The sequence below is a fragment of the Oribacterium sp. FC2011 genome (assembly GCF_000701645.1).
GTDB lineage: Bacteria > Bacillota > Clostridia > Lachnospirales > Lachnospiraceae > Oribacterium.
The window spans coordinates 85,835-112,344 of record NZ_JNJM01000012.1 but is presented as its reverse complement, the minus strand read 5'-3'; the positions used below and the strand labels follow the sequence as shown (position 1 = coordinate 112,344).

The 26,510-nt window shown below is 44.0% G+C and carries 22 protein-coding genes; 16 read left to right on the top strand and 6 right to left on the bottom strand.

Annotated features, from left to right (window positions below):
* Window positions 1-10: 10 nt before the first annotated feature.
* The 9 genes from T357_RS0111195 to T357_RS20315 all read left to right on the top strand — a co-directional run bounded on the left by T357_RS0111195 (window position 11) and on the right by T357_RS20315 (window position 8,850).
* Complete coding sequence (locus tag T357_RS0111195) at window positions 11-769, top strand: precorrin-8X methylmutase (protein ID WP_031552471.1); 759 nt, start codon at window positions 11-13, stop codon at window positions 767-769.
* 106 nt (window positions 770-875) lie between these two features.
* Complete coding sequence (locus T357_RS0111190; RefSeq protein WP_031552466.1) at window positions 876-2,423, top strand: AAA family ATPase; 1,548 nt, start codon at window positions 876-878, stop codon at window positions 2,421-2,423.
* A 149-nt stretch (window positions 2,424-2,572) separates the two neighbouring features.
* Window positions 2,573-3,001, top strand: a complete 429-nt coding sequence (locus tag T357_RS0111185; RefSeq protein WP_031552462.1) for a hypothetical protein — start codon at window positions 2,573-2,575, stop codon at window positions 2,999-3,001.
* 133 nt (window positions 3,002-3,134) lie between these two features.
* Window positions 3,135-3,824 carry a hypothetical protein gene (locus T357_RS0111180; RefSeq protein ID WP_031552459.1) on the top strand — a complete coding sequence of 230 codons (690 nt, stop codon included), beginning with the start codon at window positions 3,135-3,137 and terminating at the stop codon, window positions 3,822-3,824.
* 76 nt (window positions 3,825-3,900) lie between these two features.
* Entirely contained in the window at window positions 3,901-4,743 is an 843-nt protein-coding gene (locus T357_RS0111175; RefSeq protein ID WP_049962391.1) for a Type 1 glutamine amidotransferase-like domain-containing protein, read from the top strand.
* A gap of 17 nt (window positions 4,744-4,760) precedes the next feature.
* Window positions 4,761-5,051: a hypothetical protein gene (locus T357_RS0111170; RefSeq protein ID WP_031552453.1), complete on the top strand. Its 291-nt coding sequence runs from the start codon at window positions 4,761-4,763 to the stop codon at window positions 5,049-5,051.
* A 16-nt stretch (window positions 5,052-5,067) separates the two neighbouring features.
* On the top strand, window positions 5,068-5,712 hold the full coding sequence (locus T357_RS0111165; RefSeq protein WP_031552450.1) for a hypothetical protein: 645 nt from the start codon (window positions 5,068-5,070) through the stop codon (window positions 5,710-5,712).
* Window positions 5,713-5,740: 28 nt separating this feature from the next.
* The gene (locus T357_RS0111160) at window positions 5,741-7,417 is read left to right on the top strand and encodes a glycoside hydrolase family 13 protein (RefSeq protein ID WP_031552448.1); all 1,677 of its coding nucleotides are present in this window, start codon (window positions 5,741-5,743) and stop codon (window positions 7,415-7,417) included.
* Window positions 7,418-7,503: 86 nt separating this feature from the next.
* Window positions 7,504-8,850, top strand: a complete 1,347-nt coding sequence (locus T357_RS20315) for an alpha/beta hydrolase-fold protein (RefSeq protein WP_049962390.1) — start codon at window positions 7,504-7,506, stop codon at window positions 8,848-8,850.
* 176 nt (window positions 8,851-9,026) lie between these two features.
* Here the strand turns inward: T357_RS20315 and T357_RS0111150 are convergent, their stop codons facing one another.
* The gene (locus T357_RS0111150) at window positions 9,027-10,301 is read right to left on the bottom strand and encodes a helix-turn-helix transcriptional regulator (protein ID WP_197027335.1); all 1,275 of its coding nucleotides are present in this window, start codon (window positions 10,299-10,301) and stop codon (window positions 9,027-9,029) included.
* 129 nt (window positions 10,302-10,430) lie between these two features.
* Here T357_RS0111150 and T357_RS0111145 point away from each other — a divergent pair, with 129 nt between their 5' ends.
* Window positions 10,431-11,999 (top strand): MFS transporter, encoded by a 1,569-nt coding sequence (locus T357_RS0111145; protein ID WP_081828137.1) that lies wholly within the window; start codon window positions 10,431-10,433, stop codon window positions 11,997-11,999.
* On the top strand, window positions 11,992-14,289 hold the full coding sequence (locus T357_RS0111140) for a glycoside hydrolase family 2 protein (RefSeq protein ID WP_031552437.1): 2,298 nt from the start codon (window positions 11,992-11,994) through the stop codon (window positions 14,287-14,289). Before T357_RS0111145 ends, T357_RS0111140 begins: the two co-directional genes overlap by 8 nt.
* A gap of 214 nt (window positions 14,290-14,503) precedes the next feature.
* Here T357_RS0111140 and T357_RS0111135 read toward each other — a convergent pair whose 3' ends face one another.
* Window positions 14,504-15,424 carry a LysR family transcriptional regulator gene (locus T357_RS0111135; RefSeq protein ID WP_031552434.1) on the bottom strand — a complete coding sequence of 307 codons (921 nt, stop codon included), beginning with the start codon at window positions 15,422-15,424 and terminating at the stop codon, window positions 14,504-14,506.
* A 200-nt stretch (window positions 15,425-15,624) separates the two neighbouring features.
* Here T357_RS0111135 and T357_RS0111130 point away from each other — a divergent pair, with 200 nt between their 5' ends.
* From T357_RS0111130 to T357_RS0111110, 5 genes are all read left to right on the top strand, one after another.
* Window positions 15,625-16,800 (top strand): sodium/glutamate symporter, encoded by a 1,176-nt coding sequence (locus T357_RS0111130; protein WP_031552431.1) that lies wholly within the window; start codon window positions 15,625-15,627, stop codon window positions 16,798-16,800.
* A gap of 25 nt (window positions 16,801-16,825) precedes the next feature.
* The gene (locus T357_RS0111125; RefSeq protein ID WP_031552428.1) at window positions 16,826-17,470 is read left to right on the top strand and encodes a 4-carboxy-4-hydroxy-2-oxoadipate aldolase/oxaloacetate decarboxylase; all 645 of its coding nucleotides are present in this window, start codon (window positions 16,826-16,828) and stop codon (window positions 17,468-17,470) included.
* Window positions 17,471-17,813: 343 nt separating this feature from the next.
* Entirely contained in the window at window positions 17,814-18,200 is a 387-nt protein-coding gene (locus T357_RS0111120; RefSeq protein ID WP_031552425.1) for a type II toxin-antitoxin system MqsR family toxin, read from the top strand.
* Window positions 18,201-18,227: 27 nt separating this feature from the next.
* Window positions 18,228-19,238 (top strand): Panacea domain-containing protein, encoded by a 1,011-nt coding sequence (locus T357_RS0111115; protein WP_031552422.1) that lies wholly within the window; start codon window positions 18,228-18,230, stop codon window positions 19,236-19,238.
* A gap of 105 nt (window positions 19,239-19,343) precedes the next feature.
* Window positions 19,344-20,294, top strand: a complete 951-nt coding sequence (locus T357_RS0111110; protein ID WP_031552419.1) for a hypothetical protein — start codon at window positions 19,344-19,346, stop codon at window positions 20,292-20,294.
* Between the two features lie 37 nt (window positions 20,295-20,331).
* Here the strand turns inward: T357_RS0111110 and T357_RS0111105 are convergent, their stop codons facing one another.
* The 4 genes from T357_RS0111105 to T357_RS19260 form a co-directional block, all read right to left on the bottom strand.
* Entirely contained in the window at window positions 20,332-22,959 is a 2,628-nt protein-coding gene (locus T357_RS0111105) for a homocysteine S-methyltransferase family protein (RefSeq protein ID WP_031552416.1), read from the bottom strand.
* Window positions 22,941-23,663, bottom strand: coding sequence for a vitamin B12 dependent-methionine synthase activation domain-containing protein (locus T357_RS0111100; RefSeq protein ID WP_049962389.1), 723 nt, complete (start codon window positions 23,661-23,663; stop codon window positions 22,941-22,943). The genes T357_RS0111105 and T357_RS0111100 overlap by 19 nt, the downstream gene beginning before the upstream one ends.
* A gap of 159 nt (window positions 23,664-23,822) precedes the next feature.
* Window positions 23,823-24,686, bottom strand: a complete 864-nt coding sequence (metF, locus tag T357_RS0111095; protein ID WP_031552411.1) for a methylenetetrahydrofolate reductase [NAD(P)H] — start codon at window positions 24,684-24,686, stop codon at window positions 23,823-23,825.
* A gap of 248 nt (window positions 24,687-24,934) precedes the next feature.
* Window positions 24,935-26,359 (bottom strand): bifunctional folylpolyglutamate synthase/dihydrofolate synthase, encoded by a 1,425-nt coding sequence (locus tag T357_RS19260; protein ID WP_044916782.1) that lies wholly within the window; start codon window positions 26,357-26,359, stop codon window positions 24,935-24,937.
* Window positions 26,360-26,510: the final 151 nt, after the last annotated feature.

The following is a 26,510-nucleotide window of genomic DNA, read 5'->3' as shown; positions in this document are numbered from 1 at the left end:
TGACTTTAAGATGATTAAGTTTGAACACGTTGAACCAAGGGACATAGAACGACGGAGCATGGAAATCATCCGGGAGGAGCTTTCCCGCAGGGGAGTCAGGCTCCCTGAGACGGAGGCACCGGTGATTGAGAGGTGTATCCATACCTCCGCGGATTTTGATTATTATGAAAATCTGGTTTTCTCCGCTAATGCAGTAGACCGGATGAGAGCTGCACTTTCGGCGGGAGCTGTCATAGTTACCGATACTGAGATGGTGAAAGCTGGCATCAGTAAGGTGACTACGGCAAAATACGGTTGTGAGATTCGTTGTTTTATGTCGGACCCTGAGGTGGCTTCGGAAGCAAAAGCAAAAGGTGTAACAAGGGCTACGGTCAGCATGGAACACGCCGCGATACTCGCAAAGCAACTTCCGATAACAGAGATATCTGTTCAGAAAAAATCAAAGGAATTTATTCCTTCATCGAACACATCAAAAAATAAGAGTGGATCAACAGGCTCATTTTCCAATATCATTTTTGCCATCGGCAATGCCCCCACTGCCTTGATAGAACTGGAAAGACTTATACGTGAGGAAAATCTGAGACCTGCGGGTATCATCGCCGTTCCCGTTGGCTTCGTAAATGTGGTGGAAGCAAAGGAACTGATCTGGGAGCGCAGAAATTCCGAAGAATATAAAGATATTCCTTTGATAGTTGCAAGAGGTCGAAAAGGCGGCTCAAACATTGCAGCAGCAATAGTAAATGCTTTGCTGTATGGAATCGCTGATTGATATAAACATCAGTTATGCAAGAATTGCTAAAGAGGAAAGACAAAACGACATCGCATAAATGGTACAATGATTTGAGGGTTTTTATAGTAGTATCAAGAGGTATTCCATGGCAGACAGAATATTTGATTTCAACAAAATAGATGACAATAAAGATCAAATCACAGGATCAGACGTAGACAGCTCTTTGGTCACATGGCAGATTGTGGAGAGAGATGACAAGGAACTAAGTGCAGACTGTCCCATAATGGTTCTTTCCGAGGAGAAGGAAAAGCTTCCGAAGCATGCGGCAGGAGTTTTCGTGAACCCTGTCAGGGGGACATCATTTGCCTATACGGAAGGAAAAGTTGAAGCAGATGTAAGCGGCAAGGATAAGGATGGCAGGGACCTTAATCACCATATCCTTAAGATTGATAAAAGGTTCATTGACCTTGAGAAGTGGCTTGGAGAGAATCATGTTTCAGTAAGGCTTAGCGGTGAGAGCAGGGAGGAAGGCTATTGTGTATACAAGATCCGGGCTGTGACTCCCGACGGGAAAAACATTCAATCCGACAGAGACAGCTTTCTGCAGCTTATCATTGAGAGGCTTAAAGAAAGCAAGGCTCCTGACGATGAGGAACCAAATGATGAAATGACTGAGGTCGGACATCAGGATCTCAGAGATATAAATTCCATGCTGAATTTCCTTGCCTGCGCTAAGAAAACACTTCCGAAGAACATGCAATCCTGGGCGGACAGAAACATTGACCTTATCAGGTCCAAGACCATCACCCCTGAGGAGCGACGCCACGCGGAGAGAGCTCTCCAGATGGTTCTCAACATTCAGTGGAAGGGCGAATATTTCGCTGCTATCGATCCTGTCAGAGCACGTCAGATCCTGGATGAAGAACTTTACGGACTGGAGCGGGTGAAGCAGCGCATCATGGAGACCATCATTCAGATAAACAGAACCCACACGCTGCCGTCTTACGGACTGCTTCTTGCGGGACCTGCGGGTATAGGAAAATCCCAGCTTGCCTATGCGGTTGCGAGAATTCTGAGACTTCCATGGACCAGCCTCGATATGAGTGCCATACATGACTCGGAGGCGCTGACCGGTAGTCCCCGGGTTTATGCCAATGCCAAGGCCGGGCGCATTATGGAGGCATTCTCACAGAGCGGCTCCAGCAATATAGTTTTTATCATTAATGAGCTTGATAAGGCGGATCAGAACAGCATTAACGGAAATCCGGCGGATGCCCTTCTGACCCTTCTCGATAATATCGGCTACACGGACAATTACATCGAATGCCGTATACCCACAAACGGAGTTTATCCGGTGGCTACGGCCAATGACAAGTCCCGTATATCAGACCCACTCATGAGCAGATTCGCGGTTATCGATATTCCGGATTACACCCCGGATGAGAAAAAAATCATATTCCAAAAGTTTTCGCTGCCTAAGGTGCTTAAACGCATGGGTATGAGACCGGAGGAGTGCGTGGTGGATGACAGAGCAATAAGCGTGATCCTGGAAAAATACAGAGATACCACCGGATGCCGTGACCTTGAGCAGGCGGCGGAGCATCTTGCGGCCAATGCGCTGTACCAGATTGAAACCACGGGAGTGGATGCGGTGACATTTGACGCACATACTACCAGGAGGCTGTTGTTCTGATGGTTAGCCTGAGTTATATGTGACTTCCATTCGGCAGAAAACAACTTGATGATATCACAACCATTTTTGTATAATGATTTTATCCGGGGAGAAACTGACCATATCAGTTCTTCCATAGCATCGGGTTTTTTGAGAGCATGAGGTTCGAAATGAAATTCACGATTAAAAATGAGTTGGAGAACAGAATACGTATACGCCTGAAGGATGGAAAGCTGGATTACGTCAAGGATCAGAGACTTTCCTATGCCATTCGGAAAATCAAGGGCGTAAAAGAGGTTCGCGTATACAGAAGGACCGGTGGTGTTGCCATTGGTTTTGATTCCAAAGTTCTGCCAAAAGACAAACTGATAACGGCATTGGAGAAGATCAAGCTTAAGAAAATATGGGTTCCTGAAGACGAATTCGTTGATGAGTCAAAGATAAGCCTCGAAGAGATTAAAGAGAGACGTCTTACTCCGGATGCCAAAAGGAGAATAAGAGAAAAGATTGCGCTTGAGACTGTGGCAGATATGGTTCTGCCCCTGCCGCTTCAGGTGGGATACCACTTCTTCCAGCTGGTAACACTGAAATCTCTGTAATTACAAGCAATGAGATGGTAAATGCCTGTAATGTTTCCGTTTGAGGATCAGAGGCGTGGTATTTACAGTAAAAAGAATATAAAATGAAGGGAAAGGGCCCGACGGTGGATGCCGGCGGGCTTTGATTGTTTAAATGAAGAATTCGAAACTCAGAACTGCGTTGTTCCTGCATATCATCATAGTATTGATGGAAATCATCATAACTAACTACGTATATGCAACCCGCAACGGACTTGAAATGTTTTATCACTATACGGAAGTATCAAATTTCCTGTGTTTACTGAGCAGTGGGGCGTTTGTTCTTTTTATGTTGCCGGCGCTTTCCAAAGGGAGGACCAGCGGGTTTGTTTCTACCTATATGATGCAGCATTATAAGGGATCCGACGAGCTTCCCGCCTGGCTCATTACCGTGAGATATGTGGTTGTATGCAGTCTTATGCTGACCTTTTTTATCGTACTTGCAGTACTTGGACCAAAAAAGGGATTTGATGAGGAGCTGTTCAGCGGAGTTCATCCATTGGATCACTTTTTTGTGCCGTTAATGTCTCTGTTTTCGTTTTTGTTTTTGGAGGATAAGGCGACACTTCCCAAGGCTGCCCCGGTTTGGACTTTGATACCTACAGCTGTATATGCGGTGATAATGCTTATATTAAACGCTGCCCGCATCACCGTTGGACCTTACTTCTTCCTCCGAGTATATGAACAGCCCGTCATCAAGACCATTATCTGGGTAGTGGTTGTCATGGGAATAAATTATCTGCTGTCATGGCTGGTTTGGAAGGCTTATAATGGCAGGGTAAAATCAGTACAACAGGGAAAGTAAAACGAACATGTTGACGGATCAAAGCTTTAATTAATGATCCGATATAGTATGGATTTAGTAACAGCAGGAGAAATAAATGATTTTATACATGACTTCAACCCCGGGTGGGTTTGACCGCCGTACAGGGTTACCGGAAAAGCTTGATAACAGAAATCAGTTTGTGGACAGGCTTAAGAATGACTGGAAGGATCACAGCAAAGGGCTTCTCATTTCTTCGGATCCTAAAAATTCCGAGATGAATACAGCCATGGCACAGACATATCTTGATGCTTTCAATAAATCAGGGCTCAGTATGGATTCCATTGATGTTCTTGATGCCAGAGATGAAAAAATCGTTGAGATCCTTGCGATCTATGATGTGGTTATCCTTGCGGGAGGTCATGTCCCCACGGAGAACGCCTGGTTCCATAAGATAAAGCTTAAGGAGTGGATCAAAGGCTTCAGGGGCATAGTCATAGGAGTAAGCGCCGGAACCATGAACTGCGCAGACATTGTATACGCACAGCCGGAGCTTGAAGGTGAATCAAAGGATGCCGGTTATAAGCGTTTTCTGGAAGGCCTTGGGCTTACGGATACCAATGTTATCCCTCATTACGATCAAACCATCGATGCCATGCTGGATGGAAAAAAGCTGTTTGAGGAGATAACCTATCCGGATAGTACAAACAGAGCTTTTTATTGTCTGACTGACGGAGCTTACATTAGAAAAGACACAGTTACCAATAAGGAAATGCTTTATGGGGAGTCATATCTCATTGCAGACGGAGAAATCGGACTCATCTGTAAAAACGGAGGGGAGTTTGAGATTCCGACACGTGTGGATGTGAGAAAGCCGGTATTTCTTGCGGCAGTGACATTGACACTGGGAGGACTTATAGGAGCGGCGATCACCAGGTATTTTATTAAGCATGAGGATTGAGCATTCGGGAGGAAATTATGGACGTTGAGACAGTAATGTCAGCCCTTCGCCAAAAGGCGCTGAAGGATGAAGGATTTCAAAAAGAGCTTTTGGCGACGAAAAAGGAGAAGAATCCACTTGCTGCTTTCTGCGAGATAGCAAGGCGGGAAGGTTACGAGTTGTACGAAATGGATATCCTGACCTACGGAGAAGAGTTTTACGCAGCCATAAAGAGATCCACAAACGGTGGTGGTGAAAATTCTCCTAAGCTGGAGGGACAGGACGATTACTATGATATGTTCATGGCAGAGCTTGAGAATCTTATGTAAGAAGAATGGAGATATTATGAGCGTTAAGATGGAATTTCCCGATGAATATGTAGAGATACTTAAATCCTATGCGGAGCAGAATAATGTGACTGTTCAGACTGCAATTGCCGACACTTTGGAGTTTCTGGAGCTTAAGAATGAGACCTTTGATCATTACCGCATAGCGGTGGAAGATCCGGAATCATACCTGAATGATGCTTCGGAGCTTAATGCAAAAGCCATCAGGCAGATCTATATGGATCTTTTCGGCGAAGATACAGTGGGAGATATGATCCACTGTTATTACAATCCTGATAAACTTAACGTCCTTCTTATGGATATAGTTTATGATGATTCTGTTACATTATGGAATATAGTCGAAATGTTCCATAACAAGATTCCGGGATTGGAATTCAGTGAGGATATCCTTTCTCTTTTCTATGTTCATGATCGTTTTGACGGTAAGCATGATCAGATAGTTGAGCTTATGGAGTGGATGCTGTCAGATCATGAGGATGATGGTTTCTCGACCTCCGGATACTATGAATCGATTTACGACGAACCTGATGATGAAGAGTTCTTTGATGACGATGAGTACTATGAGGATTTCGATTCAGAAGAAGACGATGATGACGAAGATGATGTCGAAGACGAAGGCATAAACGTAAACGGCATTTACTGACGGCAGATCATAAGGAAGCGGAGGAAATATGGAGAAAAAGTGGTGGAAAGAAAGTGTTGTATATCAGATCTACCCGAGATCGTTTTGTGACTCCAACGGAGACGGAATAGGTGATCTCAAGGGAATCACAGGTAAGCTTGATTACCTTCATGAGCTTGGGATCAATGTTATCTGGCTAAGCCCTGTTTATAAGTCGCCTAACGATGACAACGGCTACGATATCTCGGATTATCAGGATATCATGGATGAGTTCGGAACACTTGAGGATTTTGACATTCTTCTGAAAAGTGCCCATGACCGTGGGATAAAGATAGTTATGGATCTGGTGGTGAACCATACTTCTGATGAGCATAAGTGGTTCGTGGAAAGCAGATCCTCGAAGGACAATGATAAAAGAGACTTTTATATCTGGCGTGAGGGCAGGGATGGTCAGGCTCCGAACAACTGGGGAAGCAGTTTCTCCGGTTCGGCGTGGGAGTACGATGAAAAAACAGATATGTACTATCTTCACTGTTTCTCAAAAAAGCAGCCGGATCTCAACTGGGATAACCCGAGAGTGAGAGATGAAGTTTTCAGGATGATGACCTGGTGGTGTGACAGGGGTATAGATGGCTTTAGGATGGATGTTATCTCTATGATCTCAAAGGTTGAGGGTCTTCCTGATGGACAGGTAGATGCCAACACCGGTTACGGCGGACTTGAAAACACCACAAACGGACCTCATGTACATGAGTATCTGAAGGAGATGAACAAAAGGGTACTTTCAAAGTATGACATCATGACAGTTGGTGAGTGCGCAGGAGTCACTATAGAAGAGGCTGAGAAGTACGCTTCTCTCGATGGCTCGGAGCTCAATATGGTGTTCCAGTTTGAACACGTTGGTCTCGACTATGATGAGCATGGAAAGTGGACTGCCAGAAGATACGATCTTCGTGAGTTAAAAAAGAATCTCAGTAAGTGGCAGACAGAGCTTGAAGGCAAGGCATGGAACTCACTCTTCCTTGACAATCATGATCAGCCGAGAATCGTCTCGAGACTTGGGGATGATTCACCACTTTCAGCTAAGGCTATCGCTACTATGCTTCATTTCATGAAGGGAACACCTTACATATATCAGGGCGAGGAACTCGGCATGACAAACTGTAAGTTCGGCTGCCTTGAAAATCTGAGAGATATCGAGGAGATCAATGCATATCATGAGCTTGTAGACAGCGGAAAGATGACTCGTGAAGCCATGATCGCCGGCATCGAAGCAAAGGGAAGAGACAACGCCAGAACTCCGATGCAGTGGGATGCAAGTGAAAACGCAGGCTTCACCACCGGAACTCCGTGGATCATGGTGAATCCAAACTATAAAGAGATCAATGCCGAAGCTGAGCTTAAGGATGCTGATTCAGTTTTTAACTACTATAAAAAGCTTGTTTCCCTGAGAAGAAAAAGCGAGTGGTCGGATCTTATCGTATACGGCACTTACAGGCTTCTGGATGATGAAAGCAGCGAGATCTTTGCCTACGAAAGAGAACTTGATGGCAGAAAGCTGTTTGTGCTCTGTAATCTCAGTGACCGGGAGATACATTATCACAACGATGCATTCAGTAAAGCAAATGCTCTTTTGATCTCAAATTGTGGAGAGGCAGAACTAAGTGAGGAGATGAAACTTTCACCTTGGTTTGCTGCGGTATGGGAGGTTTTAAGTTTCGTTTAAGGAAAATGTTGTAACATGTGCATCACGGAAAACGAAAACTGCTGCGTGATCAGCAGAATACAATATAAGATATGAGGAGAAATGAAATGTTCAAAAAACCTTTAGCACTGTTACTTGCTTCATCCATGATCTGCACTTTGGCAGCATGTGGAAACCAGACCACTGTTGACAAAGCACCTTCCACCCAGGCAGCAGAAGAAAAGAATACAGAGGTTCAGGAAACAGATAAGAAAGAAGAAACATCAGTTGCAGCGAAGGAATCACAGGCTGATGCTGAAAAGAGTGATATCACAGCAGCAGGACTTGGCGCAGTAGCGAACACCCTCGCTGAAGATGAGGAGAGTCTGGTATCGACTTATGCAGGAAGGTTCGAGCAGAAGACATTTACAGATGAAGAAACCGGACTTTCCATAACATACAATCTGTACCTTCCTGAAGGATATGATGAAACTGCTTCATATCCCATGGTGGTTTTTATAGGTGACTCAACCTGCGCAGGTGACGATCCCACTTATTCTTTAACACAGGGACGAGGTGCTCTTGTCTGGGCTACCGATGAATGGCAGAGTGTAAATCCTACCATCGTAGCAGTTCCTACGTATCCTGAGACTATCCTTGATGATCACAGCGGGTATACTACAACAGAGTATGTAGAACTTACAAAACGTTACATTGACTATATGTGCGAGGAGTATGCAGTTGATGCTGAGAGGATCTACGGTACCGGTCAGTCAATGGGATGCATGACTACATTGATCCTGGCATCAGAGTATCCCGATCTTTATGCTGCATGTATGTTTGTAGATGGTCAGTGGGATGTAAATGCTCTTTCAGGACTTGAGAATCAGTCATTTGTATATTTTGCGGCAGAGGACGATACAAGTGCCTGGAGCGGGGCTCAGGAAGTGATGGAAATGTTTGATACTGACGGTGTTTCCTATGAATATGTACAGTGGGATGGCACATGGTCTGTGGATGAGCTCAGTTCTGCGGCAAATGATCTGTTTAATGCAGACGAAAACCAGTATTTTATCTCATGGAAGACAGGTACCATCGATGCCGGCAGCTTTACGATGGGTGGAGCAGGCGGCGCAGGTAACGGCCAGAAACCTGAAGGTAACCAGCCTCCAATGAATGGCCAGAAACCTGAAGGTAACCAGCCTCCGATGGACGGACAGAAACCTGAAGGTAACCAGCCTCCGATGGACGGACAGAAACCTGAGGGCAACCAGGCACCAAAGGATGGCCAGGCACCGGACAGCAATCAAACTTCAGTGAGTGAACAGGCAGCAGCTGATGGTCAGGAGACATCCGAAACAGCCGGGCAGCAGAGCGGAAACAGCCCTATGGGTGGCGCCGGATATCATATGGCATCCTTCGACTATGCCTATAATTGTGTAGCTGTTATGGAATGGTTGTTTACACAGAAGTGAGGAATATACTTACCTTACTGTGACAGAAGGTGAAACAGTGTAAAAACGTAAAATAAAAAAGCATGCTAGAGAATATCCATCATATGGGTAAACTCCGGCATGCTAAATCCTTTATTGAGGGTTCTGTTGACTACTTTACAAAAGCAGTCAATAGAACCGTCTGCAGATTTGTTATTTCATAACCGGTTGCTTTTTCTGTATTCGGTAGGTGTCATACCGGTTTCTTTCCGGAACAGTTTCACAAAGTAATTGCTGTCCGGGATACCAACATCTTCACTTATTTCCATGATATTTTTGCCTGTACCCGAAAGAAGGGTGCAGGCTTTTTTGATCCTTATAGATCTGAGATAGTTCATGGGACTTGTCCCGGTTTCTTTTTTGAATTCAGACATAAAGTGACTTTTGGATATTGCGAGTTCACTTGTGATATCCTCGATGGTTATGTCATTTTTGAAATTGCTGTTCAGAAAGAAAATGGCATTTGTGACTACAGTACTGTGAATCTCAGATTTGTGCTCATTTATGGCATTGCAAAAATTTACGACCATTTTTTCTTTGCTTGCAAGTATTTTATCCAGGTGTCTCTCCCGGAAAACTTCTCTTGTGTTTTGTCCTGATATTTTATCTATGATATAAGCCGGAAGGCCGGCATTCATGGCGGTTAATCTGAGAGTGGTTCTCGTGATGGCACAGCCGATACGTTCATTTTCTATGGTTGAACCGAGCTCCTTCATGTATCTTACGTCACTCTGCATCCTATCGAGATATCTGAGAGCGGAACTGCTGTCACCATTTTCCACACTTCTGATAAACTCTTTTTCATTGGCATATCGCAGCTGCAGAAGATCGATACCGGTCTTTTGTTCTTCCTCATGATCTTCATATACCTGCTCCATGGCAAATGTTTCCGGATCCCTCAGAGTGTAGTTTTCTTCGTGTCCATATACGGTGTTGAGAAAACATCTTACTATGTGTTCAGCCCGTTCCTTATTTATATTGGGAAAGTGCTCGCGATATCTGAGATAATCTTCGATCTGAAGATTTTTGATCCCATGCGCATTTATGATATGTGACGCATGCATTTTGGTATGTATGAGAGAGGTAAAGGGACCAAAAAGCATAAAGCTGTCGTCCAACATAAAGACTATGATCGAAATATGAAAAATATCTGTCAGGAGATAGAGAGTATGTTTTTCAGCACCGGATCTCATGGTCATAAGTGCGTCAGGTGATAAAATAAGTTGTAGATCACTAAGCATATTTTCGCGGCTGAATGCTTCTGCCTCAGAGAAATCATTAATAGTATAGAATCTGACCTGAAATAGTTTTTGTACGAGCTTCATACAGGTTTCCATAGAAGCAGTTTGGGGTGAAGTCATCTCAGTTGAAGATGCCTCAGATGAAGCTATTGCTGATGAAGTTGTTTTAAGTGTATGTGAATTATTTGACATATTTACCATGAAAAGTAGTATCGTTCTAAAACAAAGACTATAGTTCTATATTCATTATACGACTGATGGTATGATGATGCCAACATTAAAAAATGTTGGCATCATCATTCAGTAAATTCAGGAGGGGCTATGGAAGCGGCAATGCGGAAAGAATCGAAGATTGGTATGAAAGAAGGAACTGTAGAGACTATGTCACAGGACAAGTACAAAAAGTATATAAAAGAGAATGGCATACACAACGTTCCTGTATGGAGGATAGTTGGTTTTTCCGGAGCCAACATGGCGGTCAATCTGTACATGGGTCTCACTATGATCATGTCTTTTTATCTCAATGGATATGTAGGCATGGCAGTTATACTTGCATCAAGTTTTTCAACTATAACAAGACTTTGGGATGGTGTAACTGATCCTATCGTTGGATTTTTTGTTGACAGATTTAAAGAAAAGGAAAACTTCGGTAAAACCAGACTGTGTCTTGTTATGGGCGGTCTGCTTCTTTTCATAAACAGTTTTCTCATGTTCAATGTGACTGACAGACTTCCGGAAGGAGCATTGAGGCCAGTTTTCTTTATATTTTTTACAGCCATTTACTACATAGGATATACATTCTTAAATATCTCAAACCATGTGGGTAATGTCTGCCTCACCAATGATCCGGCCCAGAGACCTATACTTTCCATCGTTGGTACAGTACTGGTTCGTGTTATGAGAGCTGTGATGCAGATGGTAGTTGCGGGACTTGCCGTAAAATACGGCTCCATGAAGAGTGCTGAGCTTTTCCATGAGTACTGGTTGATCGTAGCAGTCATCGCTACCATCGGAATCGTTATTGCTTATATTTCCATCGCACCAAAGGATGTACCGGCATTTTCCGAGACCAATTCTTCCGGAAAGAAAAATATCAGGTTTTCAGATTATCTTGATGTGTTAAAAAACAACAAGCCACTTCAGATGCTCATCGTTGCAAGAGCCACAGACCAGTTCTCAAATACCTGCAAGACAAGTGCAATCCTGCTTGTACTTTACGGCATTGTAGTTGGTAACTATGAGCTGTCAGGAGGCTGGACCCTCTACACAACCATCGTAGGGCTTTTGATGATGGCACTTGGTATCGGTGCGATCGGCGCCAAACTCGGTCTCAAGAAAGCTATGCAGATAGGTTCCTGGGGTGTGATCTTTTTCGACACCATCGCCATACTTATTTGGATGGTCATGGATCCGAAGACACTGAGTCTTCCGGGATTTGTTAATGGCTATGGCGAGGCATTCAGTGGCTTTACCGCATTTACAGTGGTACTTTTCCTTGTGACTGTTATAGGCGGTGGTTTCCAGATGATCACAAGCTCCATCATTCCTCCGATGATCGCGGACGTTAATGACTATGAAGCCTCAAGAACAGGAAAGTATATTCCGGGTATGGTCGGAACAGTTTTCTCATTTATGGATAAGCTGATCTCATCCTTTGGACCGACTTTTGTAGGTATCGGATTTGCGCTCATTGGTTTCAAGGAAGCATTTCCGGATCTCAATACTCCATACAGCCGGAGTCTCCTGCTGATCGCCATAGTTTTCTACTACGGTCTTGAGCTTTTGGGAGCAGTGTTTAATGTCATCGCCATGAAATATTACGACCTTACACCGGAGAAGATGAAGGCGGTAGAAGCCAGAATTGATGAAATGAGGAAAGAGAATGCATAAGATACAGATAAACGAAGGTTGGCAGTTTAATAAAATCCCTGATGGAAACATCAGGGATTTAAGTGGTTTGACAGGGGATTCAAAAGTTGTTTATAGCGATGTCATTTCGTCAGAGAGTTTTGTAACTGTCACACTTCCTCACACATGGTACAGGGATGAAGACCCTTACAGGGGACTTGTGCTGTATCAAAAGACCATACAGATCGATCCTGATTGGAAACATGTTTTTGTGGACATTCCGGGAGCAGATCAGCATGCGGTTGTTCTGGCAGATGACCGTAAGATAGGAGAGCACAGAGGTGCTTATGGAGCATTTCACTGCGAGATACCTGAGGAGCTGCTCTGCAATAAAGAAGTAAAGTTAAGGATATTTCTGACAAATGTTCATGACGAGGGTATCTCACCTCTTACAGGAGACTTCACTGTGTTCGGAGGACTATACAGGGGTGTTAATCTTTTGGTGACAGAACATGAAAGCTTTTTTGATCCGACCTATTACGGCACAAGTGGTGTGATATTAAGGACCGGCATCGATGGAAATACCGGCATTTTGAATGCGGAAATTCATGCCCGCACGAATAAAGAAGCTGAGATAGTTGCGGAAATCACAGATCCTTTCGGTACACTGCTCACTGATGTGAGATCAGAAGAAGTTGATTCAGAAAGTGCCAACATTCACGCATCAGGCTCCATAAATTGCAGTATGGCCTTGACCTTCCGCATCCCTGATGTAATCCTGTGGAACGGAAAAACCGCTCCCAATCTATATAAGGTAAAGATGAAGTTTGTACGTGCGGGAGAAACTTTAGATGAGGTGGAGCTTGAGACCGGATTCAGAGATATTACCATGACTTCGGACAAGGGACTGTTCCTTAATGGTGAGCATATAAAGATAAACGGTGTTGCAAAGCATCAGGATTTCAAGGGCTGTTTCAATGCAGTGAGCCGGGAGAATATCGACAGGGATTTTGAACTCATCGACGAAATAGGTGCCAATTCCGTAAGGCTGTCACATTATCAGCATCCTCAGTATACCTATGAGACCGCAGACAAAAAGGGTTATCTCGTATGGGCGGAGATCCCTATGCTCAAAATGACGGACAGTGAAGAGCTGAAAGCTGATGCAGAGGAGCAGCTCAGGGAACTGATACTTCAGAATATCCATCATCCGTCCATCTACTGCTGGGGAATCCAGAATGAAATCGGCATGTTCCGGGATGCGGAGTTTATGCATGAAGAGCTGAAAAAAATGCAGCAGCTTTCCCATGAACTGGATCCTTCAAGACTTGTTACGGCTGCCAATCTTTATACAGTTAAGTTTAAGAGTAAGCTTAATTCTGTTACGGATATGGTCGGCTACAATATTTACTTCGGATGGTACTATGGAGAGATGGAGGATTACCGTGACTACCTCAACAGATTCCACGAGGAGCGTCCGGAAATGCCTCTCGGTGTAAGTGAGTACGGTGTGGACGCAAACATTAGCCTGCATGCAGAGAACCCCATGGTCAGAGATTACTCAGAGGAGTATCAGGCTCTCTATCATGAGACTGTTTATCCTATTTTCGAGAGCAGGGATTACCTGTACGGAAGCTATGTCTGGAATATGTTTGATTTTCACAGCGGGCTTCGAAATGAAGGCGGGCAGAAAAATATCAATGCCAAGGGCCTCGTGACCTATGACAGAAATACCAGAAAGGATGCATTCTACTACTACAAAGCAAAGTGGTCTGAGGAAAAGTTTTTGCATATCTGTTCCAAGAGATTCGTGAACAGGGCAAAAGAGAGTATCGAGATCAAGGTTTATACCAATCTCAGCGATGCGGTGCTTTATGTTGATGAAAAGGAATTCGGCAGTGGTACGAATGATGGTAACGGCAGGATCATATTTTCTGATGTACCTCTTCACGAAGGAGAAAACCGGATAAAGGTAGCTGCGGAGGGACTTACGGATGAGTGTGTTTTCGTCCGTGTAGATTCAGAGGATGAAAACTATCGTTTACCGGGCAATAATGCAGGACAGGCGGTAAAAAACTGGTTTCTTTCAGATGATGATGTCGTAAGGGAAGGGTATTTTTCCTTAAAGGATACCGCCAATGATCTTCTCGATGATCCTGATGCGAGGGCAGTGCTTGAGAAATATCTGCCGGAACTTGTGAAGTTTATGACTGAAAAGGATGTGATCCCCCTTGGGCTTTCCATGCAGAGCATACTTAGCAGAGATATCCCTGAGGGTCTTGATCTAAAGGAACTTAACAGAGAGTTAAATCAGATAAAAAATGAATTTTAATCGAGAATCTTAGATATCAGGTTTTATCAGTGCCTTACATATTCTGGGTTATATGTAGGAATAATACCTTTACTCACTTGGAGCGTCAGCCCATCAAAATTCGCTTAGCGAAGGGCTGACGCTCACATCATTTTATTTTGCGGATTTCAAAATGTCTTCAAATAAGCTCAATATAAACAGTGTCATCTTTTATGTACCAGGGACAGGCCATTTCTCAGCTATTGAGCATCCAGCTTTCAAAAGAGCATATGCTTTCGTCTTTTTCAATAAATTCCTGAAGTTCTTTTTCAAGAAGTTCAATTGGTTCCAAAAGTGTAACATTTGGAAAACGATTCTTAATTTCATAGCAGATCCTTGGAGCAGGTGGCTCCTTTAGGCTGTGGAAAGTCAGTTCCGGATTGGATCGCATGGCACCTTGAATTACAGACATTGGTGCAATCGCCCAATTATCCGGATAATCCAGATATCGTTGTAGCATAGAGCCGGTGTTAACTGATATCAAAGGATATACACCGGGGCTCCAATGTCTGTCATGCCACTGCTGGTAGTCTGATCCCCATCGAAGATATATCTCTTTTTCTACGGGGAGATCCTTACAGGAAATATTATCTCCGTAATTACTCTTTTTATTACAGATCAAATACATTAATTCCCTATATACAGGAATTGCAATGACATCGGGATAAGAAATCGAAGAAAATGCGAAGCCGATGTCAGCTGTACGGTTTTGAACCAGGGAATATATTTCACTGGAATGGTAGGTCATTATCGAAAGTTTGACTCTTGGATGATCCTCAAGGTGCTTTTGGAACATTGGGACTAAAGTGTAGTTATTAACAGCATCAACGCTCGCAATATTCAATGATTTTATATCAGGAAGAGCTTTTAGATGCTGGGTATCTTTCCATAGGGATGCCCATTGACTTGCTATAGGGATAAATGCCGAGCCGTAATTTGTCAGCTCTGCATTTCTCTGTCCTTTGTGACGGATAAGGAGAGGAGTACCCAGCTCGTCTTCCAGTTGCTGAAGTCTGGATGAAACAGTGGATTGAGATACAAAAAGGTATTTCGATGCAGCGGTTATATTCTTGTAAGTTGCTACAATAAGAAATGTTTCTATCTGTTCGTAAGTCATTAGAATCTCCAAAACAAATTTAAAATATAAAAGTGGGGATGAAATAGTATTGGATTAAATATCTGATTTAACGATATATTAAATCAAATATATCTGTTTTACAACTTATTTTCCGAATGGTAGATTAGTCATAGAAAATAAAGAACCGGTTCAAATTATTCAAGAAGTAGAAAATGTTACGTGTAAAAAGGGAGATAGATATGACAATTCAATTTGATCTGATTCAAACGACGGGACTTGCAGTTCTGGTCTATATGCTTGGACGTTATATAAAGAGTAAAGTTGCTGTTTTTCAGAAATATTTTATTCCGGTACCGGTAATTGGTGGTTTGATATGCAGTATTTTGATCTTTATAGGTAAGAGTACAGGTTTATTTACTATTGAGATGACAAATACTCTGCAGGATTTCTTTATGAACCTGTTTTTTACAGGAACAGGTTTTACATGCAGTCTTGCTGTGCTGAAAAAATCAGGAAAACTTGGAGCAAAGCTTGCAGTAGGAGCAGTGATATTTTTATTTGTTCAGAACCTGGTGGGAGTCGGACTTTGTCAGGTTTTCGGGATCAATAAACTTCTGGGTATCGCAATGGGATCCATCTCAATGTCCGGTGGCGTAGGATCCGGAGCATCTTTTGGACCGACACTTGAAGAGTTGGGAGCTGTTGGTGGCACAACAATAGGTGTTGCGGCAGCAACCTTTGGACTGCTTCTTGGAAGTATTACCGGAGGCCCTGTGGCGGAACGTCTTATCAAAAAATATGATCTTAAGAGCTCAGGACAGTCGATGGCTGAAGAAAAGAAGAAGGTTTTTGAACTGAATCAAAAGAGTCTGTTTGACAGTGTTTTACTGCTTCTTCTTGCTGCATTTATAGGGTCTTATATTTCAGCGGCACTTAAGCTGACCGGACTCTCATTCCCTTATTACGTTGGCTGCCTTTTCGGAGGAGCGTTGGTGAGAAATATTGCGGATGCAAGAGGAATCGACCTCAGGATGCATGAAATTGATACCATATCAAACATTGCCCTTAATCTTTTCCTTTCCATGGCTCTTATGTCACTTGATATAGCAAAACTTGTTGACCTTGCACTTCCGATGATTGTGATACTTATATCTCAGGCAGTAGTAATGGCATTGTGGGCTACTTTTGTGACCTTTAATACTACAGGAAGGGATTATGATGCAGCTGTCATGGCTGCCGGACACTGTGGAGTAGGATTAGGACAGACACCCAACGCTGTTGCCAATATGTCGGCGATCATAGAGAAAAATGGACCTGCACCAACCGCATGGTTTGTACTTCCGGTTGTAACAGTTATTTTCATAAATATTACAAACCCGTTGATCATCACATTTTTCATAAATTGTTTCAAGTGATCGAATATACGAATGGAGAATAAACATGGAACTCACAGAAAGAATAAGAAATGACCTTTTAAAACTTCCTACAGGGAATATAGCTGATAATAACAATACAGTATCAAATCATGGTGTTATGGATACCGGCATCAAACCCGTAAGTCCTAAAATGAAAATGATAGGAAGGGCTTATACTGCAAAGTGCTATCCGGGAGACAATCTGGCACTTCATCAGGCAATATACGGTGCGCAGCCGGGGGATGTGCTTGTGTTGGATCTTAACGGCTATTCTGAGGCAGGACACTTTGGCGACATAATGGCAACCGCATGTAAGTTACGGGGACTTGCCGGAGTTGTGATAGATGGAAGCTGCCGTGATTCAGAGGATATACGTGAGCTTGGTTTCCCGGTTTTTTCCAGGGGATTTAATCCTTCAGGGACGGTAAAGGAGAGCCTTGCAAAGCTTAACATACCTGTAAGTTGTGGAGGAGTGCAGGTAAATCCGGGGGACATCATATTTGGAGACTGTGATGGTGTAGTTGTTATTCCTCAAAACGTAGAAGATGAGGTATTTGAAAAAGCATGTAAAAAATACGAGCACGAGAAGGAGATTATTCGGGAACTTGAATCAGGGAAAAGCACCCTTGAAATATATAAATTTGATGAGTTGATTAAAAGCAAAACATAAACTGATGATAAATTATGATGGGGCTGTCTTAATCTTAGTGCGACAGCCCCTCTAAAACAACAATAGTAGTATACATCTTTTATAAGGCAGATGGAAATCTGTCTATTTTGCATGTCCGCCTTTACATTACATGTATTATTACAACTCAAAAAAGCCTAAATCATCTTTATGCAGCAATTACTTCTGGTTTATACCCTCCTTAACTAAATGAGAAAGTATTAAGGTAGGAGGGGTTTAGCCCCTCCTTTTTGGTGATTGGATATTGAAAAAAAGCAATCAGAAGTATATGATAATGATATAAAAAATAAAAAAAGCAATCATATACATCGCGGAGGATAAAGCATTGATCATAAATAAAAAAGACATCGAGAAGTATCTCTCCGAGGTAAAAAAAGCTGTTGAAAATGACAATTACCGGCTTGATCGTAACTCTAAACGCCAAGACAACATCAATCTGTTTCTCGATTATGTTATCGATGAAGCAAAAGCAAAAGAAATCATATTGAGTTTGACTGTGATGGACTTTTCAGAAATATTGCAAAATGAACATAAGGGTTTTGAACATGAGAATCTGTATGTATTCGGCAAAAATGTGAATCTTTTGGAGAGAAATGGGACAGAAGAAAAAACAGTAGCTCTGTATATCAAGTTCAACAAGTTGGAGAACTGTTTTGTAATTGTAATTTCGTTCCATGAACAGAAGTATCCACTTACGTATTATTTTAAATGATCAGTAGTCAAATCGGAGGTGATCATTATGTCAGATAAGGGAAGAAGAGATTTCTGTATCGAGTGCAGGAAAGAAACTGAATACTATTTGAAAAAGAAAGACATTGTAAAAACAATAAGGGATAAGGAATATACATTTGCAATCACCGTAGCTGTCTGTGCAGAGTGCGGAGAAGAAATGAGTATCCCCGGTCTTATTGATAAGAATGTTCAGGAAATCGATGATCAGTACAGGGCTGCAGAGGGGCTTGTTTCAATGGATGACATTGAGAGGCTTATGAAGATATATAAAATTGGTAAGGCTCCGCTTTCTCTGGCGCTTGGGTTCGGTGAGGTTACGATACCGAGATATCTGGAAGGGCAGATACCGTCCAAAGAGTATTCGGATGTTATTAAAGCGGCGCTTTCCTCTCCGACGTTTATGAAACAGAAACTCATGGAGAACCGCGGAAAGCTGACAGATGCGGCATACAGGAAAGCTTTTACTGCCGCAGAAAGTATAGGAAGTCTATTCTCTGTTTCTGATAAGATGCTCGGGGTTATAGCATATATTTTTGATGAGTTGGGAGAGGTAACGCCTCTTATGCTGCAGAAGCTGCTTTACTTTATTCAGGGGGTGTATTCTGCGCTTTACGGAAGATCACTTTTTGAAGAGGATTGCAAAGCATGTGCTCACGGTCCGGTTTATCCTGAGGTCTATGACCTTTTCAGGGATTTTAAATATAATCCGGTCGATGATGCGCGTTTCGCGCTTCTTGGCGGAACTGAGGATGTATTGATTGAAACTGAGAAGCGTGTGGTCAATCGAGTTGTGAATACTTTTGGAATGTATAGCGGAAAGGTATTGGAAAAGATCACACATAATGAGGATCCGTGGATGGAGGCGAGCAAAGGATATGGCGACAGTATATCGTCCAGTGAACTTCTTTCTAAAGAGAGAATTATGAAGTATTATATCAGAATTAATGAAAAATACGGTATAGATACAGATGAGGGTCTGAGGGCATATATTCACGATATGATTGATAAGGCATCTTAATCAGAGTATGTCACAGAAAAAGTGCTACTATTATAAAATTCTCTTAAATGAACGATATTATTACATGAATGGACTTTTGTAGGGATTTTTGAGAGGAGTAGTGGCATGAAAAAAGTTAAAAATAATATATTACTTGGAGTTCTGGCGCTTTCTACAGCAGTGACAACCTTAACCGCCTATGCCGGAACCAGCAAGCAGGATTTTTTCAAACAAAAATTCGGTATAAATAGCGGAAGTGAGAAGAAAAATAAGTCTTCGTCAATAGACAGAGCTGCCCAGGAAAACATCGCCAATTCGATGTCCACTACAGACACGGCTCTTGCCATGGATTTCGACTGGATGATCGATAAAGTCTACAACTCTTCAATGGGACAGTGGCCCAATGCTCTCGACGAACAGTTTGTGGATCGCGTTACCGGAGATGAACCCTATCTTCTGAAGGGTGGCTGGAAGTGCTACATGTTCAGTGCAGACTCAGGTTACTTCAACGGATATGAAAGGTATCTCAATGCAGTGATAGATACTGATGGCGATAACTTCTCTGTGAAGCTTAACTGGTGGTTATTTAATCCGGGAGATGCCAGTCAGTCTATCGTTGAAAGTGGATATGACATAGGAAAAGGAAAATGGAATTCCAAGACTGCAACAGTACATACTGTAGCGGACATAGGAAACATCGATTTCACCGATTTTTATATTTCAAAAAACCGGGATGAAGAGTACGCGATGGGAACCGTGACCTGGAGTTCGGGAGAGGTTGATCATATCGGGCTTATGCGTATGACTCCCGAGAAAGCGAATGAGTTTTACGATATGGGCGAAGGAGATGAGACCGGAGAAAGAGTCCTGAAAATTGTGGATCGAGCTAAGAAGCTCAGCGGCGCCCCGGAAGCGGAAATACAGTGGGATGATGATAACACCATCACCATAAGGATGTATGAATACGTTAATGATGGCAGCACTTTCCATGAAACTACTTGGACATGGTATACCGTAAATGTAAAGACCATGAAGGGAACGGATTTCTTTGGAAATGCGGTGGATTTCAGTAAGTAAGATAGAAGCGGGAGGGGCACAGCCCCTCCCGCTCGATTTACAGCAATCCTTTTTCGCACAGCTCATCCGCATATCTTACGGTTGCCATGGCATCACTGCCATAGCAGTCGGCGCCGATCTTGTCGGCGTAGTCCTGAGTCATGACGGCACCGCCCACTGCGATCTTGCAGTCGGGCTTTTTTTCGTGGAGCTGTTTGATGGTTTCCTCCATATTCACGACGGTGGTGGTCATAAGGGCGGAGAGACCAACGAGTTTTACGTCCTGCTGAATTGCGGTTTCAACAATGGTTTCAGGCGGAACGTCCTTTCCGAGATCAATAACATCGTAACCGTAGTTCTCCAAAAGAACCTTCACTATGTTCTTTCCGATATCATGGATGTCACCCTTTACGGTAGCCAGGATAACCTTTCCCTTTGATTCCTGCTGTGTGTCGGACATTGATTCTTTTACTACAGTGAAGGCAGCCTTTGCGGCATCAGCCGCCATCAAAAGCTGTGGCAGGAAGAGAGTTCCCTTTTCAAAGCCTTTTCCGACTATATCAAGGGCAGGTACTAAATCCTGATTGATGATATCGAGAGCAGACCTTGTTAAAAGAGCATCTTTTGTTGCAGCGGCAGCAGGTTTTGCCATTCCACGTTCGATGGCTTCCATGAGTTTTGAGTGATAGCCTTGACCGTTGCCGGAGCCGCCCTGGGATGAAGCACCGGACGCACCTCCGGTAACTGTACCTGAGCTTCCGGATGCTCCGTTTTGGCCTGCACCTGAACCACCTGAATTTCCCGAAATACCTCCGTTTGATGTCACGAAGGAAGCATTACCCCCTAGGGGACTGCCGGAAGACTTAAGGTCTCCGGCTGAAATTCCAAGTGCATTGAGAACCCTGGAGCGGCAGGCATCCACTGCCTCTGAAACCCGCTTGTCGGGTGTTTTGTAATTCTGATAAGCCCCGATGAAATTCTGAAAGTTTTCATCCTGAGCGGTAAGAGCGCAGAAGCTTCTGTAGGCCTGCATCATTGCCTGGTTGTTCGGGTTAATGATTGCGCAGGACAGTCCGTTCTGAAGTGCCATGGCGAAGAAATAGGAATTCACCAACTCCCTCGCAGGAAGTCCGAAGCTTATGTTGGAAACTCCCAGGATGGAACTTCCACCCAACTCATCACGGATCCGTCTTATAGTCTCAAGGGTCACAAGGGCACTCCGTGGATCACTGGATATGGTCATACAGAGACCGTCGATAACCACATCTTCTTTAGGAATTCCGTAGGATGCTGCGGTATCGTAAATCTTTTTCGCAATGGCGATACGACCATCTGAAGTATCAGGGATTCCTCCTTCATCCAGGGCAAGTCCCACGATAACTCCGCCGTACTTTTTCACAAGCGGAAATACGCTGTGCATTACCTCCTCTTTGCCGTTTACGGAATTGATAAGAGCCTTTCCGTTATAATGTCTCAGTGCCCGCTCCATGGCTACAGGATCTGAAGTGTCGATCTGAAGGGGCAGTGCCAGCACGCTTTGAAGTCTGGTGAGGACTTCATCCAAAAGTTCCGTTTCGTCGATTTCCGGAGTACCAACATTAACATCCAGAACATGAGCTCCGGCATCCTCCTGCTGTAAGCCCTGATCCACGATGTAATCGATGTCATGCTCCACTAGAGCCTGCTTGAAGCGCTTCTTTCCTGTTGGATTGATGCGCTCGCCGATGATGACAGGCTTTGCACCTCCGCCGATCTCCACCACCTGAGAGAAGGAGGAGATAACGGTGTGAGCCTCAGCCTTCGGAGCCCGGAATGGAAGAGAAGTCACGGCTTCAATTTCCTTTTTGATGTGGGCGGGGGTGGTGCCGCAACAGCCGCCGAGCCCAACAGCGCCCAGGCCTGCTATGGTCTTCATAAATCCTGCAAATGCCTCCGGATCCACATCGTAGACAGTCCGGCCATCCACGGATTTCGGGAGACCTGCATTGGGATTCACCAGCACCGGAACGTGGGCGGCCTTCACCAGACGTTCCACGATAGGAATCATTTGTTCAGGTCCGAGAGAGCAGTTTGTTCCCAAGGCATCAACACCCAGGCCCTCCAGCATGGCAACGGCTGACTCGGGAGTGCCACCAGTAAGCATTTTTCCTGACGCATCGAAAACACAGGTTATGAAAACCGGAAGGTCACAGTTTTCCTTTGCCGCAAGGACAGCAGCCTTAGCTTCATATGAATCGTTCATGGTCTCGATGAGTACCAGATCCGCGCCTTCACGGGCTCCGATTCGTACAACCTCGGCGAATATATCCACCGCATCATCAAAGGAAAGATCCCCCATTGGCTTAAGCAGCTTTCCTGTTGGACCGATGTCCAGGGCGATATAAGCATCCTCCTCACGTCCGGATCTTTTTCTTGCTTCTTTTGCAAGGTTCACGGCGGCAGTAACTATCTCATCAAGATTGTCCTGAAATTTCAGCCTGTTGGCACCAAAGGTGTTGGTGTTGAAGATATGGGAGCCGGCATTCAGGTACCCGAGATGAAGGTCAATGATCTCTTCTGGATGCAAAAGGTTCCAGGTTTCAGGAAGCTCTCCCGGCTGAAGTCCCTTTTCCTGAAGGATGGAGCCGGTGCCTCCGTCAAAAAATATCCATTCTTTTCCCAGGCGGTCTAATATGTTTTTTCGCATTTCGTTTGTTCTCCTTTGGAGCTGTTTTTGTATAAACAATCCTTCGCCTTACTACACAGAGTGCATGAAGAGAGTTCCAAAGGATTGATGGTTTTTGCAAGATATTCGGATTCCGGCAGGTCGGAGGATTTCGCGCATCCAATAAAAGCTGTGATGGACTTACTGGGTACCATAAGAAGGGTTTCCGTGAGTGTTATCCCGCACCATTTCTGCATATCCAGTATCTTTGCAAAATCGCTTTGCAGGGCAAGAGGCAGGTCGCCGTAACCGGGAGAAAATCGTGGCCTCAATGTATAGCCGGAGGCATTCTCCGTTTCTCTTATTTTTTTAACTTCCGAATCGGCGAAGGACTCCACCATTTCCGCACCGGCCGCCTGATAGATGGAGGCTTCCATGAGGCTTGTCAGTTCGCTTCGCTTTATGAGCATGTCGATGCCGATGCCTACAGTTGCCGCAAACATATAGGCATGATCGCAGCCTTCCAGGTTTTTGTACAGATTCTTTGATTTAATGCTGAGTCCCGCGATTTCTGTGATATCAGGGGCAGTCTGCTTAACCTGAAAGCTTCTATAGAAGCATCGGGGAGCCGCAGCATTCTGCATTTTTTCAACGCATTCCTTTATCCGCTCATCAACCTCCGGTGACGGGGTGATCTTTTGGTAGCCCAGGAAACGGTATATTTCTTTTTGTCTTAGTTCTATCATAAAATACTAAAAGTGCCGTACCCCGCGGGGCGACGGCACGGTAAATTTGAATCGCAGTGTGTAAATCAATGTTTGTTCCGATATGCACTCACCGGAGGGCAGAAGAGAGATTCACATTCTGCAAAATCATGGAGAAAAACCGATGTAGTCGATATAACTTCAGATCTTCAGTATCTCCGAAAGATTCTTCTGTATCGCTTCAGCGATATCCGGCTTGTTCATGGAATAAACATGTATGTGCTTTACATCATTTGCTATGAGGTCAATGATCTGCTCGGTTGCGTAAATGATTCCCGCCTGCTTCATGGCCTCCGGATGGTCTCCGAACTTGTCGACTATCTCTCTGAACCTTGTTGGAACAGAAGTTCCTGAGAGAGCAACAGACCTGCCCAGCTGCCTGGCATTGGTAATAGGCATTATACCCGCAAGCACCGGCACGCGGATGTCATTCTCCCTGAGTCTGTATAGGAAGTTGAAGAACTCAGCATTATCAAAAAACATCTGGGTCGTAAGGAAATCAACGCCGGCATCCACCTTTTTCTTCAGGTTCTTAATGTCTTCGTCCTTGTGGGTGCACTCCACATGACCTTCCGGATAGCAGGCACCTCCGATACAGAAATCTCCGTGGGCCTTGATGTCAGCGATGAGCTCCGAAGCATAGTGATAATCATGGTGAGGAGTGCCGTCCTTTGGGATATCACCTCGCAGAGCCATGATATTTTCAAAGCCGTATTCCTTGAATTTGGAAAGCATGTTGTGAACATGTTCTTTGGTGGAGGAAACACAGGTAAGATGTGGGAGAACCTCAACTCCGTGCTTATCCCGGATGGTTTTTGCGATATTTAATGTAAATTCCGATGTTCCGCCACCGGCACCATAGGTTACGGACATGAAGCTTGGATTAAGGGCTGCGACTTCCTCAGTAGCCTGCTGAACAGTGTCAAAGTTCTCTATTTTTTTTGGCGGGAAGACCTCAAAAGATAAAGTTGTTTTGCCGTTATTTAGTATGTCAATTATCCTCATGGATTCCTCCTGAAAAAGAAATATAAACTGAAAAAAGTAATTTCTCAGAGACTATTTTAAAAAATTTCCCAAAACAGTCTTTCTTTATATTTAACCACAAAAGAATATGTTTTCATAATAAATTCTGATTAGTAGAGGATATAAGCTGAGACTATAAGTCGTTGGGTTATGATTATTCACGTTTGTACATAAAGCTTATAAATGGATGTCAGGTGCTTCCGGTTTACCTCATCCCGGACAGAACTGTTTCAATGCAGAAAGTATCTTCTGACTTCTCCCGCCTGGTAGAGTGAACCGAAGCAAACTATCGGGAGATTCAATTCTTTTCCCCGGGTTACTGCCATGGCTATGGCATCTTTAATGGAAGGAGCAGTGAAGACCGGTCCCTCAAAGACAGTAAAAATTTCTTTTTTCAGTTCTTCAGGTTCAAGTCCTCGACCATCGTATGGAAGTTCTGCTATGAAGCTGTCTGCAAATGGAGTAATGATTTTCAGCATTTCCAGATGATCCTTGTCCTTCATAACTCCCATGACGAAGATTATCTTCTGATCCGGCAGAAACACTTTTATGGATTCCGCGAGGGCCTCTGCACCGTTTGGATTGTGGGCTCCGTCCAGTATGAATACCGGATCTCCGGACAGAAGTTCAAACCTTCCCGGCCACCGGGAATTAAGGAGTCCCTGTTTTATGGCTTCATCGTCAATGTCTGCGCCTCGGCTTTTCAGGCTCAAAATGATATCAATGGCGGTCATGGCGTTATCAATCTGGTAAGAACCAAGCAGAGGTAATTCTATATTTTTTATTGATCTGTAGCTGAAAACTTCTCCTTTCAGAGAATAGGAGTGAACAATCAGTTTCTCAGGATCTGTGACGGTAAGATAACCCCGTCCTGAAAAACGGTTTACGATCTGGTCAGGGTATGACTTGACCATCTTTTCAGTTTTATCTGTTAAGTCACAGTGTAAGAGTGGCTTTTCCAGGCTGTATTCAGAATCTTTCCGGAAAGGAATGAGAGCAGAAACTTCGGCATTAGCTCCGTTAACCTCGATATATTTGTCAGCGATGACCTGAAGGACAGAACCCTTTTGGTTCAGAACAACAAGTGGAGCCCCGGATTTGATTATTCCGGCTTTCTCTGCGGCGATCAGTTCTTCTGTATCACCCAGAACCTCTGTGTGGTCGAGCCCTATGCTCATGATAGCAGCCACTTCCGGAGCATCGATGATATTGGTGGCATCCAGACGACCGCCCATGCCAACCTCCAAAACTACATAGTCACAGCCTTCTTCATAAAAGTAGCAGAGTGCCATGGCGGTTATCAGTTCAAAATCAGTAGGTTCTTCATTGAGATCTTTCACGGCTGCTTTAACCTTCCCGGAAATCCGACGGAGGTCATCATCTGAAATGTCTGTGCCGTCTACGGAGATACGTTCATTGAAACTGAAGAGGTGAGGGGAAATATATAATCCGGTCTTAAAGCCGGCTTCCGTAAGAATGGACCTCACCATGGAACAGGTGGATCCTTTTCCATTGGTTCCTGCTATATGTATGAATCTTAGTTTTTTCTGAGGATTTCCCAGGGCGCTCATGAGGGCCTTCATACGATCAAGACCAATCTTCGCATGTTTCCAGTCTGCGCCATGTAAAAGAGCTATTGCTTCATTCCAATCCATACAAGTTGCCTTTCATTCTTTAATTATTTCTCTGAAAAGCCCGTCATGCAGGATGCTGTGAATTGTGATCATCCTCCATGACGGGCAAGTTTTTTTAGTGATACATGAGGTTTACAGAAACATATCCCCGGACAGATTGTTCTTCGAGAGT